Raw genomic sequence first — 17,268 nt, forward strand, 5'->3', positions numbered from 1 at the left:
CTGCTCGTACGTCGGGTCGTAGCCCGGTGCCGGGGGCTGGCCGCCGTAGGCGTACGGGTCGTACTGGCCGCCCTGGTAGGGGTCCGCCTGGTACGACTGGTCGTAGGTGCCCGCCGGGTACTGCTGGTCGGTCTGGTACTGCTCGCCGCCGTAGGTGCCGTACTCGGCGCCCGCGTAGCTCGCGGCGTCCCACTCGCCGTAGGACTGCTGCTGCGGGATCGCGGCGGCGACCTCCTCTTCCGGAGGAGGAGGTGTGGTGCCCGAGCCGAAGGCGTCGAACTCTCCGGTGCCCGCGATGTCCGCCGCCTCGTCCGGCTGGTCGGCGGCCTCGGTCTCGGCCTGGGCGCGCAGGCGGCGGGCCCGGCGGCCCTCGCCCGCGACCGCCTGGGCCGGGATCAGCTCCTCCTCGGGGAGGTCGTCGTCGACGTCACGGCGGCGGCCCGGCAGGGCGAGCACGACGAGGACGAGGGCGAGGGCGCCCTGGGTCCACAGCCAGGCGGTGTGGCCGATCGGGTCGTCGTAGGTGACGTCCAACCGGCCGCCGGTGGCGGGGAGTTGGAAGCCCTGGGCCCAGCCGTCGACCGTGGTGCGGGTGAGCGGCTTGCCGTCCAGGGTGGCCGTCCAGCCGGCGGCGGCCGAGTCGGCGAGGCGCAGGACGCGGCCGGTGGCGCCGGACGGGATCGTGGTGTGGATGTCCACGGGTCCCGCGGCGACCGGCTTGGGGGCGGCGGTACCGGCGACGATGGCCGCGCGGGAGACCTGCGCGTTGACCCGCCACAGGGCGCTGCCGTCGGCCTGGCTGAGCCTGCTGAGGCCGGGGGTGGCGTCCAGGACGCGGCTGACCGCGCGGGGCGCGCCCTTGTGGACGAGGACGTAGCGCACGGCGAAGCCGCCGAGCTCGTCGGCCTGGTCGGCGCCGGAGCCGGCGACGAGGTTGGCGACGACCTTGTCGAGCCGGCTGTTCTCGCCGTCCGCCGCGGCGAACTCGCCGTCTCCCATGCGGGCGCCGGAGCCGCGCACCAGCATGTAGCCGACGTGGGCGGCGGAGTCGCTGTCGAGGACGAGGGTGCGGGCCTGGTCCTGGGTGTCGCTCTCCTCGGCGACGAAGGCGGGCACCTGTGTCGGGTCGCGGCGCTCCAGGGGGCCGTCGGCGCCGCCGAGCATCCAGCCGGCGGCGACGAGCAGCGGGCCTGCGGCCGAGGCGAAGGCGATCAGGACGGCCACCGGCTGGCGCCAGCCGAAGCTCTGCTCGGCGACACGCGCGCGTGCCCCGTCGGCGCCGAGCGCGGCGGCGGCGAGGAGGGCGAGGCCGTAGACGAGGGTCGCGGGGCCGGCCCAGGTGGAGCTGTTGGACAGGACGGCGAAGACGAGGCCCACCAGGGCGACGCCCCAGGCGGCCCGGACGCCGAAGGTGCGCTCGCTGCGCAGCAGGGCGGCGAGCGCGGCCAGCACGATGCCGATGAGCATCAGGCCGTTGACCGTGCCGGGGCCGCCCGGGCTGGCGCCGAGCAGGTCGAGGGGGGACGCGGACCCGGAGCCGTACTCCAGGCCGGCCTGCTGGAAGAAGCCGAACGGGAGCAGCGTCAGCGACCAGGGCGCCAGGATCAGCAGCGGGGTGCCGAGCTGGGCCAGGAAGCGCAGGCCGTAGGCGGTGATGTCGCTCCTGCGGACGGCCAGCAGCGCGATGCCGAGGATCAGGGCGATGGGCCAGATGATCGGCGTGAAGGCGGTGGTGACCGTCAGGAGCAGGGCGTAGGCCCAGGTGGCGCGCCAGCTGCCGCGGGCGCCGGAGGAGTGCGTCAGGCCACTGGCGGCGATGCCCGCGCGGGCCGCCAGCGGGAGCAGCACGGCGAGGACGGCGGTGCCGATGCGGCCGCCCGCGAGGGAGCCGGTGGCGGCGGGCAGGAAGGCGTAGACGACGGCCGCCCAGGCGCGCAGCAGGCGGGACTCGACGAGCGGGCGGGAGGCGAAGTAGGCGGTGAACCCGGCCAGCGGCACCGAGGCGACCAGCAGGACGGTGACCGCGAGGCCGGTCGAGCCGAACAGCAGCGAGGAGAGCATCGCGACGAACGCGAGGTACGGCGGCGCGGACGGGGTACCGCCGGCGCCGACCGGGTGCCAGGAGTCCAGGAAGCGGGACCACAGTTCGCCGGAGTCGCCGGGCGCGGGCAGCAGCGCGCCGCCCGTGAGCGCGCCGCTGCCGAGCAGGTTGCGGCAGGCGACGAGGGAGACGAGCAGCAGCACCAGGAACAGCACCGGGCCGGGCTTGCGGGCGATGCGCTTCACGCGCGCGAACTGCTCGATCTCCAGGAAGTCCGCGTCGTCGCCGCCGGGTCCCGACTCGACCGCGCCGCCGTGCCGGCCGGCGCCGGAGGTGATCTCGGGGTCGGAGGTGTCGACGAAGCTGGCGGCGGCCTGTTCGAAGGTGGCCCGCAGGGTCGCGCCGGGCGGCGGGAAGAGTGGCCGTAGTTCCGCCTTGTCGATCTGCGGGGTGCCGCGCCTGCGCCGTCCGGCGATGATCCGCTCGGGGCGCAGCAGCGTCCCCAGGAGGCCGCGGATCTCGTCGAGGGCCTGTCCGGGGACCTTGCCGACGAGATAGCCGAGGGTCCGCAGCACGGTGCCGACGACGACCCTGACGAGGACCCAGGGGAGCACGGCCGTACGGCTGTTGACGAGCAGGGTGTAGACGGCGCCGGCCTTGTCGACCTTGTGCGGGGAGGCGACGGTGCGGCCCGCGCAGTCGACCGCGCGGCGCTCGCGGGAGGCCGCCTCGGCGTGCCGTACGACCGCCTCGGGGGCGACCAGGACGCGGTGGCCGGCGGCGGTGGCGCGCCAGCACAGGTCGACGTCGTCGCGCATCAGGGGCAGTCGGCGGTCGAAGCCGCCGAGTTCGTCGAAGACGTCGCGCCGGATCAGCATGCCTGCGCTGGACACGGACAGCACGGGCCGGACGTGGTCGTGCTGGCCCTGGTCCTGTTCGCGGCGGTCCAGGCCGGTCCAGCGGCGCCCGGAGTGGGCGATGGTGACGCCGACCTCCAGGAGCTGCCGGCGGTCGTACCAGCCGCGCAGCTTCGGGCCTACGACGGCCACGTCCTCGCGGCCGAGTTCGTACTCCTGGTCGACCACGCGCAGCAGTTGGGCCAGGGCGTCGGGCTCCGGGGCGGAGTCGTCGTGCAGCAGCCACAGCCACTGGACGGGCTCGCCGTACGGGAGCTCGGGCAGGTCGTAGGTGTCGTCGCGCCAGGTGCGCGTGACGGGGTCCCAGCCGCTGGGGCGCTTCAGGTACGGCAGGTCGTCCGGGGTCAGCACGGGGGCGGTGCGGTTGGCCTCCTCGACGGCCTGGCCGAAGCCGGTGCGCCGGGCGAGGTGCAGCACGCGGTCGGCGCCGAGGGTGTCGGTGACCAACTGGGCGGAGTCGTCCGCGCTGCCGGTGTCGGCGGCCATGACGCTCTGCACGGGGCGTTCCTGGCCGAGCAGCCCGGCGAGCGCGTCGGGCAGCCAGCGGGCGCCGTCGTGGGAGACGAGCACCGCGGTGACTACGTGACGCGGGAACTCAGGAGTGGCAGCGTCGTGTTGGGCTGCCGTGTGGCTGTGCACGGACATCGAGGTACGGGCCCCGGTTCGATGGACTGCGGTGGACGCATGCGTCCCGAGGGGACTGCGGTACGTCTCGGACGAGCGCCCACACTATCGGCTGGGCACAGCGACGGCCCGCCGCCTGTGGACAACCCAGCTGCGACGGGCCGTTCAGTACGTCCCGAGGTGTGACCCGGAGTATGTCCCCAGGTGTGCCGTGCCGCTTCAGACGGCGGCCTTCTTCAGCCGGCGGCGTTCCCGCTCGGAGAGGCCGCCCCAGATGCCGAAGCGTTCGTCGTTGGCGAGGGCGTATTCGAGGCACTCGGAGCGGACCTCGCAGGCGAGGCAGACCTTCTTGGCCTCGCGGGTGGAGCCGCCCTTCTCGGGAAAGAAGGACTCGGGGTCGGTCTGGGCGCACAGCGCGCGCTCCTGCCAGCCGAGTTCCTCGTCCGCGTCGTCGACCAGCAGTTGCTGCACCAGCTCGGTCATGTGCGCCCCTCGTCTGTCTTTCGCGTCCCCGTGATGTAGCCGTTACCGATGTCGGCTGAACGACACGAGTGAAATTACAAGTGTGCTGCTCCGGGCGAGTCAAGCCGAGATCTGCTATTGGGCCCCTTATTCACTCTGCGGAACCAAGGCCTAGCGGAAAGTGTTCAAATCGGCATAAACCTTGACAAGCAGCGGAGACCCACGTGGGCCTCCTACCCCGAGACAGGGCCTGTACGGGGGAGGACGCTCAGGAGTTCGATCTCGTTCCACGAGGTTTGCGCGCCCGGTTGTGCGCCATGTGTCCCGATAGCCTCCTGAACAAACCTTTCACCTCCCAGATGAACCGGATGAGGTGAAACATGTCCCACATACCGGGCGTCGAGTTGACAGTGCGGGTGTGAACCGATGTCCTTGTGGGCATGCTCGCGAACTCGGCACTCACCTCGACCCGCTCCGCCGGGTCCCTCGGTGCTGCCCACGTTCGCTGCAGCTGTTGTTGCTGTTCCGGCTGTTGAGCCCTCCGCGCTCCGGCCCCACCTGCGTTCTCTTCTTTTGGTGACACCCATCCCCCGCCGTTTCTTCTTACGCCGAGGAACCACCGCACCCCCATGAACAGCGACAGCGACCTCCAGATCGCCGGCGACATCCTCGAAGTCCCGCACCTCCTCCGGGCCCCGCGCGAACACCCGGCCACCGTGGCCGAGTTCGTCGGCCTGGCGCGCTCGATCGCCGCCGACCGCGCCCAGTGGGAACACCTCGTCGAGTACGACGCGACCACCCGCTGGTACCACCGGCTGAGCACCGGCCCCGGCTACGAGGTGTGGCTGCTGTCCTGGGTGCCCGGACAGGGCAGCGGGCTGCACGACCACGGCCCCTCCTCCGGTGTGCTGACCGTCCTGGACGGCACACTGACCGAGCGCACCGAGCGGGGCACGCGCGCGCTGGGGGCGGGCGCGCAGCGGGTGTTCGCGCCGGGGTACGTCCACGAGGTCGTCAACGACACCTTCGAACCGGCCATAAGCCTGCACGTCTACTTCCCCGGTCTCACCGAGATGCCCATGCACACGGCATGCGCGCGGCGCGACGGGGCGGAAGCGGTCGACGCCGTGACCGCCTGAGACGAGGCGACAGCCGCCCGGCCCGCGATCCGACGACTGCCTGCCGCGTTGTCACACCCGCCTGCAAGACTTGTCTCCATGCGCATTGTGGTTCTTGCAGGCGGTATCGGTGGTGCCCGGTTCCTGCGCGGTCTTCAGCAGGCCGTGCCGGACGCCGACATCACGGTGATCGGCAACACGGGGGACGACATCCACCTCTTCGGGCTGAAGGTCTGCCCGGACCTCGACACGGTGATGTACACGCTCGGCGGCGGCATCAACGAGGAGCAGGGCTGGGGCCGTGCCGACGAGACCTTCCACCTCAAGGAGGAGCTCGGGGCGTACGGGGTCGGGCCGGAGTGGTTCGGGCTCGGCGACCGGGACTTCGCCACGCACATCGTGCGGACGCAGATGATCGGCGCCGGCTATCCGCTGAGCGCGGTCACCGAGGCGCTGTGCGACCGCTGGCAGCCGGGGGTGCGGCTGATCCCCATGACGGACGACCGCGTCGAGACGCATGTCGCCGTCGAGCTGGACGGCGAACGCAAGGTGATCCACTTCCAGGAGTACTGGGTACGGCTGCGCGCGTCGGTCGCCGCCGAGGCCGTCGTACCGGTCGGGGCCGAGCAGGCCAAGCCCGCGCCCGGTGTCCTGGAGGCGATCGCGGAGGCGGACGTCATCCTCTTCCCGCCGTCCAACCCGATCGTGTCCGTCGGCACCATCCTCGCCGTGCCCGGCATCCGGGAGGCGATCGCCGAGGCCGGGGTGCCCGTGGTCGGCCTCTCCCCCATCGTCGGGGACGCGCCCGTGCGCGGGATGGCCGACAAGGTGCTCGCGGCCGTGGGCGTGGAGTCCACGGCGACCGCGGTGGCCGAGCACTACGGCTCCGGGCTGCTCGACGGCTGGCTCGTCGACACCGTGGACGCCGCCTCCGTACCGGACGTCGAGACGGCCGGGATCCGCTGCCGGGCCGTACCGCTGATGATGACCGACACCGAGGCGACCGCGCGGATGGCGCGGGAGGCGCTGGCGCTGGCGGAAGAGGTGCGGGCCGCATGAGCGAAGTGCCGCCGGTGGAGGGCTACCGGGTCTGGGCCGTGCCCGGGATGCCGGAGGTCGCGGCGGGCGACGACCTCGCCAAGCTGATCGCGGCCGCCGAGCCCGGGCTGGTCGACGGGGACGTGCTCCTCGTCACCTCGAAGATCGTGTCCAAGGCGGAGGGCCGGATCGTCGAGGCGGCCGACCGGGAGGCCGCGATCGACGCCGAGACCGTACGGGTCGTGGCGCGGCGCGGAGCCCTGCGGATCGTGGAGAACCGGCAGGGGCTGATCATGGCCGCCGCGGGCGTCGACGCCTCCAACACCCCTGCCGGGACCGTGCTGTTGCTGCCCGAGGACCCGGACGCCTCCGCGCGCGCGATCCGCGACGGGCTGCGGGACGCGCTCGGTGTCGACGTGGGGGTCGTCGTCACCGACACCTTCGGGCGGCCCTGGCGCACGGGGCTCACGGATGTCGCGATCGGCGCCGCCGGGGTGCACGTACTGGACGATCTGCGCGGCGGGACGGATGCCTACGGCAATCCGCTCAGCGCGACGGTCGTGGCGACGGCGGACGAGTTGGCCGCCGCGGGTGATCTGGTGAAGGGCAAGGCCGCGGGGCTGCCGGTCGCCGTGGTGCGGGGGCTGCCGCACGTCGTGACCTCCGAGGGCGACGGGACGGGGGCGCGGGCGATGGTGCGGGGCGGGCGCGACGACATGTTCCGGCTGGGGACGTCGGAGGCGGTACGGGAGGCGGTGACCCAGCGTCGTACCGTGCGGGCGTTCACCGACGAGCCGGTCGACCCCGGTGCGGTACGGCGGGCCGTGGCCGCGGCGGTGACCGCTCCGGCGCCGCATCACACGACGCCGTGGCGGTTCGTACTGCTGGAGTCGGCCGAGTCGCGGGGCGCGTTGCTGGATGCGATGCGGGACGCGTGGGTCGCGGATCTGCGGCGGGACGGGAAGTCCGAGGAGTCCATCGCCAAGCGGGTGCGGCGCGGGGACGTGCTGCGTGGGGCGCCGTATCTCGTGGTGCCGTGTCTCGTCATGGACGGGTCCCACACGTACGGGGACGAGCGGCGGGACGGGGCCGAGCGGGAGATGTTCGTGGTGGCCGCGGGGGCGGGTGTGCAGAACTTCCTGGTGGCGCTTGCCGGGGAGCGGCTGGGGTCGGCGTGGGTGTCCTCGACGATGTTCTGCCGGGATGTCGTGCGAGAGGTGTTGGGGCTGCCGGAGGGGTGGGATCCGATGGGGGCGGTGGCTGTGGGGCATGCGGCGGGTGAGCCTGCGGCTCGGGCCGAGCGGGATGCGGGAGCTTTTATCGAGGTGCGCTGACTCGCCGTCGGGGCTGTGTCGGTTCGCGGGTGCGGGTTGTCCGTGGCTGAGCGCGCAGTTACCCGCGCCCCTGACGGGCGCCGACGCCTAGGCTCGTAGGACGCTTCACGTACCTCACCTCACACCTGGATCTCACTGTGGCCGGACGTTTCGTTCATCGGCCCACTCGTACAACCGTGCGGGGTGGGGATGTTGTGGTGCCCGGGGGTGTGCCTCGGCAGGCTGTCGCGGCGGGGCGGGTTCGGAGCTGGGTTCCTGAGGGGCCGTTGGATCTTGGATTGGTCCTCGGTCCGCTTCGGCGGGGCCCGGGGGACCCCACGTTTCGGGCCATGGCCGACGGATCCGTGTGGCGGGCCAGTCTCACGCCGGTGGGACCCGGGACCCTGCGGGTCACCGCGCAGGGCTCGGAAGTTCGCGGGGAGGCCTGGGGACCCGGCGGCGAGTGGTTGTTGGAGCGGTTGCCGGAGATGCTCGGTGCCGCCGATGATCCTGACGCGTTCGTGCCCCGGCATCGGCTTGTGGCTGTCGCCCGGCATCGGCGGCCGGGGTTGCGGCTGACGCGGACCGGGCTGGTGCTGGAGTCGTTGATTCCCTCGGTGCTGGAGCAGAAGGTGACGACCGACGAGGCGTACCGGGCCTGGCGGTCGCTGGTGCGGAAGTTCGGGTCGCCGGCGCCGGGGCCCGTCGGCGGGCGGATGTGGGTGATGCCGGCGCCGCGCGCGTGGGCGTTGATTCCGTCCTGGGAGTGGCACCGGGCCGGGGTCGACGACAAGCGGGCGTCGACGATTCTGCGTGCCGTACGGGTCGCCGCGCGGCTGGAGCAGGCGGTGTCGATGCCGGCGGAGGAGGCGCGGGCCCGGTTGGAGGTCGTGCCGGGGGTGGGGCCGTGGACGTCCGCGGAGACCGTGCAGCGGAGTCATGGGGCGGCGGACGCGGTGACGGTGGGGGATCTGCATCTGCCGGGGATCGTGGGGTGGGCGCTGGCCGGGGACCGGGACGCGGACGACGCGGTGATGTTGTCGTTGCTGGAGCCGTATGCGGGGCAGCGGCATCGGGCGGCGCGGTTGATTCTGCTGAGCGGGCGGACTCCTGCCCGGCGGGCGCCGAAGATGCCTCGCGGGGACATCGGGAAGTTGTGAGCGTGTGGGTGGGGGCGGGCGTTCCTGGGGGCTCCGCCCCCGGACCCCCGGACCTGTGCCCGCCCACCACCCGACTCGGTGGGCTGAAAAGTCACCCGTCGGTCCGACTCGGTGGACCGACGACGCCGCCCATCCGCCCGACTCGGTGGACCCACCGAAGCCACCCACCAACCCAACTCGGTAAGTCGAAGAGTCCCCCTACTGATCCGAAGAGAACCGCACCGCCCCCGCCGGAATCCTCGCGTCGCACCACACGCGCATGCCGTCGCGGAGTTCGTTGTCGGCGCCGATGACCGCGCCGTCGCCGATGACCGTGCCGGTGAGGACGGAGCGTTCGCCGACGCGGGCGCGGGTGCCGATGAGGGAGTCGGTGATGACGGCGCCGGGTTCGATGACGGCGCCGGGGAGGATCGTCGAGCCGAAGACGCGCGCGCCCTCCGCGACGAACGCGCCCTCGCCCACCACCGTGCCGCCCGTCAGCTTGGCGTCGGGGGCGACGCGGGCCGTGGGGAGGACGAGACGGTCGCCGCAGCGGCCGGGGATCGCGGGGGACGGGGCGCGGCCGAGGACCAGGTCCGCCGAGCCCCGGACGAAGGCCGCGGGGGTGCCCAGGTCCAGCCAGTACGTCGAGTCCACCAGGCCCTGGAGGTGGGCGCCGGCGGCGAGGAGGTCCGGGAACGTCTCCCGTTCCACCGACACCGGGCGTCCCGCCGGGATCGTGTCGATGACCGAGCGGCGGAAGACGTAGGCCCCCGCGTTGATCTGGTCGGTGACGATCTCCTCGGGAGTCTGGGGTTTCTCCAGGAAGGCCAGGACGCGGCCGGTCTCGTCCGTGGGGACCAGGCCGTAGGCGCGCGGGTCCGTCACCTTCGTGAGGTGGAGGGAGACGTCCGCGCCGGTCGCCTCGTGGGTGTCCACCAGGGCCCTGATGTTCAGGCCGGTCAGGATGTCGCCGTTGAAGATCAGGACCGGGTCGTCGGGGGCCGAGTGCAGGCGCGAGGCCACGTTGCGGATGGCGCCGCCCGTGCCGAGGGGCTCGTCCTCCGTGACGTACTCGATGTGGAGGCCGAGGGACGAACCGTCACCGAAGTGCGGTTCGAACACCTCCGCCAGATAGGAAGTGGCCAGGACGATGTGTTCCACGCCCGCCGCTCTCGCCCGCGCCAGCTGATGCGTGAGGAACGGCACCCCCGCCGCCCTGACCATCGGCTTCGGGGTGTGCACCGTGAGGGGGCGCAGCCGGGTGCCCTTGCCGCCGACCAGGAGGATCGCTTCTGTCACCTGTCGTCTCTGCTTCCTGCCGGGACCGGCCGAAGTGTCCTTTTCGGCCGGCCAGTGTATGCAGAACCCCGGTTCCCCTCCCGGTCCGCTCCCTCAGCGGCCCTGGAACCGGGCCGACGTGGAGCGGGCCGAGCCGAGCTTGCCGTAGAGCTGCCGTCCCGGGCACTCCGTGGCGAAACCGTCCCGATGGCCGGAGATCGCGTTGAGTCGTACGTTCTTCCCTTTTCGGTAGAGATTGCCACCACCGGACTTCAGGTATGTCTTGCCGCGCGGATTGACTCCGTAGAGCCCGAGCTTCCACGCGGCGAGGCGGGCGATGGCCGTCACTGCCGCCGAGGACGGTTTGGCGGTGCCGAAGGTTCCGAGGACGGCGATCCCCATGCTGTTCGTGTTGAAACCGAGGGTGTGTGCGCCCAGGACCGGCTTCGCCACTCCCCCGGCGCGCCCCTCGTAGATGTTTCCGCACTTGTCGACGAGGAAGTTGTAGCCGATGTCGCGCCAGCCGCTGCTCCTGACGTGGTAGCGGTAGATACCGCGAATGACTGAAGGGGCTTGCGAGCAGCTGTAGTTGTTGCCGGAGGCGGTGTGGTGCACGAAGACCGCCCTGACCTTCTTCGTGTAGACGTACCCCTTCTCCCGCAGCTTCTCGTCGGCGCCCCAGCCGCGCCGGGTGATGATGCGCGGGCGCGGGCCGATGTACGGCTGGGAGCGGCCGTACATCGTGACCGCCTCCCGCTCGGTGGCCGCCCGGCTCAGCGCCGGGAGCTCGGTGGCGGCGAGGGGCACGGCGGCGCGGCGGGCGGTCGGGCGGGCGCCCGCGGCCGGGGCCGGGGGTTCCGCGCCGGGATCCACGAGTTCCAGGTGCAGGCCGGAGGGGAGCGCGGACACCCGGTCCCCTCCGGCCCGTGTCGCGCCCCGGTCCGCTCTTACGCGTACGTCCACCGCGTCCGAGTCGCCCACCCACAGCGGGGCGGTGGAGCCGTGGACGTGGCCCGAGTCGCGTTCGGCGGTGCCGGGATCCGCGCCGTGGTCCTCGTTGTGGGTGTCGACGTCCTGCCAGCCGGACCACTCACCGGTGCCGGTGGCCCGGGTGCGGACCTGGACCAGGCCGCGGAGTTCGGTGTCGGGGTCGGTCCAGGTGACGCCGACGAGGGAGAAGCGGTGGACGTCGTCCCGGGTCAGACCCTGCTCGGGGGCCGCTCCCAGGGTGCGGTCGCGGGTGGTGGGGGCGAGGGGCAGCGACTGGGTGCTGCCGGGGAGGTCCGGTCCGGCGGCCGTCGGCGCGGATCTCGCGCCGCTCGTCGGCTGCGCCGCCCGGGCCGGAGCCTTGGCCGGCACGGCGGCCGCGGGCAGGGTGAGCGGGAGGGCCAGTGCGGCGGCGCAGGTGACGCCGATCGAGGAAGCAAGGAATCCACGCATGCTCCTGATCCTGAACATAGTCATACATATCTGTCCATTTGGGATCTGACGGACCGTCGGCTGCCGTTCGCCCGAACCGGTGGTCCCGCACTCCGCGCACGGTCGCGCGCCCGCGTACGCTTTCGCGGGTGAACGCCACCGATCGCACCCCTGCCGACCTGCTGCGTTCCGCGCTCGCCGCGGATCCCGGCCGCCCCCTGGTGACCTTCTACGACGACGCCACGGGGGAACGTGTCGAATTGTCCGTGGCCACCTTCGCCAATTGGGTGGCCAAGACCGCGAATCTCCTTCAGGGGGATCTTGGGGCGGGGCCCGGTGACCGGGTCGCGTTGCTGCTGCCGGCGCACTGGCAGACGGCGGTGTGGTTGCTCGCGTGTTCGTCCGTGGGGGTTGTCGCGGACGTGGGCGGGGATCCCGCGGCGGCCGACGTGGTCGTGAGTGGGCCCGACTCGCTGGAAGCGGCTCGGGCTTGTGGCGGGGAGCGGGTCGCTCTCGCGCTGCGGCCTCTTGGGGGGCGGTTTCCGCAGACTCCCGTCGGGTTCGCCGACTATGCCGTCGAGGTGCCGAGTCAGGGGGATCGGTTCGTCGCGTTCTCGCCGGTCGATCCCGAGGAGCCCGCCCTGGTCGTGGGTGGGGTGGAGTTGACGGGCGCGCAGGTTGTCGAGCGGGCTCGGGCCGACGGGGAGGTGGGGGCCCGGGTGTTGTCGGGGCTGTCGTACGACACGTGGGACGGGTTGAGCGCGGGGTTGTACGGGCCGCTTGCCACCGGGGGGTCCGTGGTGTTGTGCAGGAATCTTGATCAGCTGAGTGAGGAGTCCTTGGCCAAGCGGGTTGAGAGCGAGCGGGTGACTGTTTCGCGCCTCTGAAGGAGGTGGCGAAGGGTTGTTTGGCGGGTGCGGGTCGGTGGGGGCCGGTCGCGCCCACGCGGCGGAGCCGCAAATCGATACAGCCCCGCGCCCCTAAGAACTCCGGTCACCCGAATGGACCCCCACCGCCCGCCTCCGCACCCCCATCCACGCCATGGTCGTAGAAGGAGAACCGACGGCCATGAGGGGTGGAACCGCACGTGTTCGACGACACCGCAGGAGGGGTTCTCGGGCCGGGTGCGGGGGCCTCCGCGTCCGGGGCGGGGCTGATACGGCGGCGGCGTCGGCGGTGGGTGCGTGGGGTGGCGCTGGGGGTCGGGGTGGTCGTTCTCGGGGCCGTCGGGGCCGGGTGGGCCGTCTACGCGAAGCTCGACGGGAACATCACGCCGGACAACGCCGCCGCGGCCGAGCTCGCCCGGTACGAGAAGGAGCGGCCGACCGCCCTCGTGAAGGGGGCGCAGAACATTCTGCTCATCGGGTCCGACTCGCGGTCCGGGGACGGGAACGCGAAGTACGGGCGGGACTCGGGGACCGAGCGGTCGGACACGACGATCCTGTTGCATCTGGCGGCCGACCGGCGCAGTGCCACCGCGGTGTCGTTGCCGCGGGACCTGATGGTGGACGTGCCGGGGTGTCTGCGGCCGGACGGGACACGGACCGAGCCGATGTTCGCGATGTTCAACTACGCGTTCCAGGTGGGGGGTTCGGGGTGCACGATCCGGACCGTGGAGAAGCTGACGAACGTGCGGATCGACCATCACATGGTGGTGGACTTCCATGGGTTCAAGGACATGGTCGACGCCGTGGACGGGGTGGAGGTCTGCCTCAAGGCGCCCATTCGCGACAAGGCCGCCAGGTTGAGGCTGCCGGCGGGCAGGGTCACGCTCGACGGGGAGCAGGCGCTCGGGTACGTGCGGGCACGGAAGTCGCTGGGCGACGGCAGTGACACCGACCGGATGGACCGTCAGCAGCGGTTCCTGGGCGCGCTCGTCAACAAGGTGCAGAGCGACGACGTCCTGTTCAATCCGGCGAAGTTGTATCCGGTGCTGGACGCGGCCACCTCGTCCCTGACGACCGATCCGGATCTCGCGAGTCTGCGCGGTCTGTACGAACTGGTGCGCGGCGTACGGGACATCCCCACTGAACATGTGCAATTCCTCACCGTTCCGCGGGAGTCGTACATCTACAACGCGAATCGCGACCAACTCGTGGAGCCCGAGGCCGAAAAGCTGTTCGCCCGGATTCGCACGGACGCGACGGTCGCGGTGGCCGGGGAAGTTCCCGAAATGACACGGGATTCCGGAGCAAACACCCTTAATCCGGCGCCCGGTTCGGGGGCCACGCCCGCGCCGACGTTTCGCGGGAACACCGCCGCCGAGGACGGCTGCGGGTAAAGCGCGCACCAAGTCGACGAACTTCTGTTCCGAAAAATAGGGCGGATTGACCGCTTGTAGGGACGTGGAATTTGTCACCGCCGTCACTTCACGCTCAACTGGCCGGATAGTGTGAGCGATCCGGTGTGCCTGCACACCGGATGAACGAGACCCGAGCGCCTGAAGGGGGAAGGCGCCGCGTGGCCCCGACGGAGGATTCGGTAAACCGTGGACGCGCAAGGCCGTGGGCGGGCGGACAACATCGACCCCGCAGACCAGTGGGTACTCAATCCGAACACTGGCGAATACGAACTGCGACTGACTCCTTCCACACCGCAGTCAGCGGTGCCGGGGCCCCGTAGAGCCACTGCGCAGAACCGCAGTGTGGCGGCGCCGGAGCGGGAGACGGTCCCGAAGGGCCCCGGGCGTGAGGTGCCGGCGCCACGCAGACGCCGGGGCGCGCCCGAGGAGCCACCGGCCCGGCGCGGTCGCCGGCCGGTGAAGAAGAAGGCCAAGGGCAAGAAGGTCCTGATGTGGACCGGCGGCGGACTGGCCTTCGTGCTGATCGCCGTCTCCGCGGCCGGGTACCTCTACATCAAGCACCTCAACGACAACATCACGGCCGTCTCCGACGACGGCGCGAGCACCGGTGGCTTCAGCAAGGGCAAGGCCATCAACCTGCTGGTGATCGGCACCGACAAGCGCACCGGCTCGGGCAACGAGGGCTACGGCGACGCCGGCAGCGTCGGCCACGCGGACACCACGATCCTGCTGCACGTCTCCAAGGACCGCTCGAACGCGACCGCGCTCAGCATCCCCCGTGACCTGATCACCGACGTCCCGGACTGTCAGACCGCCCAGTCGGACGGCACGACCAAGGTCATCCCGGGCTCGACGGGCGTCCGCTTCAACACCAGCCTCGGCCAGGACGGCCGTACGGCGAGCTGCACCGTGCGGACGGTCACCGAGCTGACCGGGATCCAGCCCGACGACTTCATGGTGGCCGACTTCAACGCCGTGAAGACGCTGACCGACGCGGTCGGCGGGGTCGAGGTCTGTCTGGCCAAGAACATCGACGACGCCGACTCCCATCTGAAGCTGTCCAAGGGCACGCACAACCTCTCGGGCGAGCAGGCGCTGGCCTTCGTGCGGACCCGGCACTCGGTCGGCTTCGGCGGTGACCTCAGCCGGATCACGCTCCAGCAGCAGTTCCTCAGCGCGCTGATGCGGAAGCTGAAGTCCAACTCCACGCTCACCAGCCCCTCGAAGATGCTGAAGCTGGCCGAGGCCGGCACCAAGGCGCTGACCGTCGACGAGAACCTCGACTCCATCGGCAAGCTGAAGGACCTCGGTCTGGAACTGGGCAAGCTCAACCCGAAGAACCTCACCTTCACCACCGTGCCGGTCGTCGACAACCCGGCGGAGAAGACCCCGGTGACCGTCGTCCTCAACAACACGACGGCCCCGCAGGTCTTCTCGCTGATCAAGAGCGACACCTCCTTCACCGCGGTCAAGCAGAAGGCCGCGAAGGAGAAGGCCGCCGTGGCCGCCCGGCTCAAGGGCACCAAGTCCGCCGCCTCCGCAGTGCGGGTGCGGATCCTCAACGGAGGGGCCGTCGCCGGCAGCGCACAGGAAACTCTTACGTGGCTGCAGAATGATGAGGGCGTGCTCAAGTCCGAGAACGCGGGCAACGCTCCGGCGGCGCTCGCGAAGACGACCCTTGAGTACGCACCCGACCAGGCGGACCAGGCTCGACGGCTCGCCGCCATCATGGGCCTCTCCGGGTCCGCGATGAAGCCGGGCAAGAGTGTGCAGAACTCCCAGGGGCTGCCGGCGATGACGCTGACCCTGGGCAAGGACTTCAAGGGAGCCGGCGTCCCGCTCACCTCGACCGCGGGGTCGACGCCGGAGGGGGTCCAGAAGTCCACGGCGGACAAGGTTGAGTGCGCCAAGTAAGTGACCACACGGGTCCGTTCCGCGTCTAACAGGGCGCGGGGCGGACCCGTGCGTCAGGGCGCGGCGTGGGAGGGGTGGGGACTTGACTCAGAGCAGCGTGCGTGGGGAGGGGCCGGCGGTTGAGGACACGATGTCGCTCACGCCGGCGGACGGGAAGAGACCGGCGGACGGCGGCGGGGGCAGACGCAAGGGCGGCAGACGCCGGGCGCTGCGCTGGTCGGCGATCGTTCTCGCGGTGGTCATACTCGGGACGGCCGGCGCCGGATACCTGTACTACGAGCACCTCAACCACAACATCAAGAAGGACCCCCTGAACCTCGGGGACGAGAAGGACCGGGCCGCCGCCTCCAAGGCCAACGCGGCCGGGCAGACCCCGCTGAACATCCTGCTGATCGGCTCGGACGCGCGGGACTCCGCGGAGAACCAGAAGCTCGGCGGCGCGAAGGACACCTTCGGGACCCCGGCCCGCGCCGACGTCCAGATGCTGCTGCACGTCTCCGCCGACCGCACGAACATGTCGGTCGTGAGCATGCCGCGCGACACCTTGCTGGACATCCCCAAGTGCACGGACCCGGACACCAAGAAGACGTACGCGGCCGAGACGGACGTCATCACGAACGACTCCCTGGGCCGCGGCGGCCCCGGCTGCACGGTGGCGACCTGGGAAAAGCTGACCGACATCCACATCGACCACTTCATGATGGTCGACTTCTCGGGTGTGGTGTCAATGGCCGACGCGATCGGCGGGGTGCCGGTCTGCGTGGACGCCAACATCTACTCGCACACCTCCTCCGGCAAGGGCTCGGGCCTGAAGCTGAAGAAGGGCACCACGTCCGTGAAGGGCAAGCAGGCCCTGCAGTGGCTGCGCACCCGCTACGGCTTCGAGGACGACACCGACATCGCCCGCACCAAGGCGCAGCACCAGTACATGAACTCGATGGTCCGCCAGCTGCGCGAGAACGCCACGCTGAGCAACCCGACCAAGCTGCGCGGCCTCGCCGAGACGGCGACGAAGGCGATCACCGTCGACAACGGGCTCGGAACGGTCGCCAAGCTCTACGACCTGAGCAAGGAACTGCGGAAGGTTCCGACCGAGCGGATCACCATGACGACGATGCCGTGGGAGTACTCGGGCAGCAGCGGCCGGGTGGTACCGAGGCCGACGGACGCGGCGCAGCTGTTCCGGCTGGTCCGCGAGGACATCGCCCTGGACGGCAAGGACAAGAAGAAGACGACGACCGCCGTGAAGGCGTCCACCGATCCGGCCGCCGCCGACGACAAGATCGCCGTACAGGTGGAGAACGGCACCCGCACCAGCACGACGGGCGCGGTACGGGGTCGGGCGACCTCGGTGGCCCAGCTCCTCGTCGGCAAGGGGTTCAAGGAGGCAGTGGCGGACTCGTCGGTGATCCTCAGCGAGGCCACCACGGTCGTCCGCTACCCGAGCGCCGATCTGGAGGGCGACGCCCAGCGGATCGCCAAGGCCCTCGGCATCCCGACCAGCGCGGTGAAGAAGTCGACGAGCGTCTCCGGGGTCACCCTGGTCGTCGGCGCGGACTGGAGCACCGGCACCAAGTACAAGGCACCGGCCGCGGACGACACGACCCCGACGTCGGCGGACGCCCTCAACGGCTCGGACACCACGGCCTGTATGCACGTCGACCCGAACTACGTCTGGTAGCGGTCCGGGTCGTCGTTCT

12 protein-coding genes are annotated in these 17,268 nt (G+C 71.2%); 8 read left to right on the plus strand and 4 right to left on the minus strand.

Features of this window, described 5'->3' with window-relative positions:
* Both ACWDEW_RS45060 and ACWDEW_RS45065 read right to left on the minus strand, forming a co-directional pair.
* The coding region (locus ACWDEW_RS45060; RefSeq protein ID WP_450521602.1) for a glycosyltransferase at positions 1–3,603 on the minus strand (3,603 nt) is incomplete at its 3' end.
* 198 nt (positions 3,604–3,801) lie between these two features.
* Positions 3,802–4,065, minus strand: a complete 264-nt coding sequence (locus ACWDEW_RS45065) for a WhiB family transcriptional regulator (RefSeq protein WP_003975777.1) — start codon at positions 4,063–4,065, stop codon at positions 3,802–3,804.
* 608 nt (positions 4,066–4,673) lie between these two features.
* On the opposite strand from ACWDEW_RS45065, the gene ACWDEW_RS45070 reads away from it, so the two are divergent.
* From ACWDEW_RS45070 to ACWDEW_RS45085, 4 genes are all read left to right on the plus strand, one after another.
* Positions 4,674–5,183, plus strand: a complete 510-nt coding sequence (locus tag ACWDEW_RS45070; RefSeq protein ID WP_450521604.1) for a cysteine dioxygenase — start codon at positions 4,674–4,676, stop codon at positions 5,181–5,183.
* Between the two features lie 78 nt (positions 5,184–5,261).
* On the plus strand, positions 5,262–6,221 hold the full coding sequence (gene cofD / locus ACWDEW_RS45075) for a 2-phospho-L-lactate transferase (RefSeq protein WP_450521606.1): 960 nt from the start codon (positions 5,262–5,264) through the stop codon (positions 6,219–6,221).
* Entirely contained in the window at positions 6,218–7,534 is a 1,317-nt protein-coding gene (locus tag ACWDEW_RS45080; RefSeq protein ID WP_450521608.1) for a coenzyme F420-0:L-glutamate ligase, read from the plus strand. The genes cofD and ACWDEW_RS45080 overlap by 4 nt, the downstream gene beginning before the upstream one ends.
* A gap of 137 nt (positions 7,535–7,671) precedes the next feature.
* On the plus strand, positions 7,672–8,673 hold the full coding sequence (locus tag ACWDEW_RS45085; RefSeq protein ID WP_450521610.1) for a DNA-3-methyladenine glycosylase family protein: 1,002 nt from the start codon (positions 7,672–7,674) through the stop codon (positions 8,671–8,673).
* 198 nt (positions 8,674–8,871) lie between these two features.
* On the opposite strand, the gene ACWDEW_RS45090 is transcribed toward ACWDEW_RS45085, so the two are convergent.
* Both ACWDEW_RS45090 and ACWDEW_RS45095 read right to left on the minus strand, forming a co-directional pair.
* The gene (locus tag ACWDEW_RS45090) at positions 8,872–9,954 is read right to left on the minus strand and encodes a sugar phosphate nucleotidyltransferase (RefSeq protein ID WP_450521612.1); all 1,083 of its coding nucleotides are present in this window, start codon (positions 9,952–9,954) and stop codon (positions 8,872–8,874) included.
* A gap of 93 nt (positions 9,955–10,047) precedes the next feature.
* Positions 10,048–11,373, minus strand: a complete 1,326-nt coding sequence (locus ACWDEW_RS45095) for a peptidoglycan recognition protein family protein (RefSeq protein WP_450521613.1) — start codon at positions 11,371–11,373, stop codon at positions 10,048–10,050.
* Between the two features lie 128 nt (positions 11,374–11,501).
* Between ACWDEW_RS45095 and ACWDEW_RS45100 the strand changes: the two genes are divergently transcribed.
* The 4 genes from ACWDEW_RS45100 to ACWDEW_RS45115 all read left to right on the plus strand — a co-directional run bounded on the left by ACWDEW_RS45100 (position 11,502) and on the right by ACWDEW_RS45115 (position 17,249).
* A complete protein-coding gene (locus ACWDEW_RS45100) occupies positions 11,502–12,239 on the plus strand; it encodes a TIGR03089 family protein (RefSeq protein ID WP_450521615.1) in 738 nt (245 codons plus the stop codon).
* A 200-nt stretch (positions 12,240–12,439) separates the two neighbouring features.
* Positions 12,440–13,633, plus strand: coding sequence for an LCP family protein (locus ACWDEW_RS45105; RefSeq protein ID WP_450521617.1), 1,194 nt, complete (start codon positions 12,440–12,442; stop codon positions 13,631–13,633).
* A gap of 207 nt (positions 13,634–13,840) precedes the next feature.
* Positions 13,841–15,568 (plus strand): LCP family protein, encoded by a 1,728-nt coding sequence (locus tag ACWDEW_RS45110; protein ID WP_450521618.1) that lies wholly within the window; start codon positions 13,841–13,843, stop codon positions 15,566–15,568.
* A gap of 130 nt (positions 15,569–15,698) precedes the next feature.
* Positions 15,699–17,249, plus strand: coding sequence for an LCP family protein (locus ACWDEW_RS45115; RefSeq protein WP_450521620.1), 1,551 nt, complete (start codon positions 15,699–15,701; stop codon positions 17,247–17,249).
* Positions 17,250–17,268: the final 19 nt, after the last annotated feature.

It is taken from the genome of Streptomyces sp. NPDC001100 (assembly GCF_053598575.1).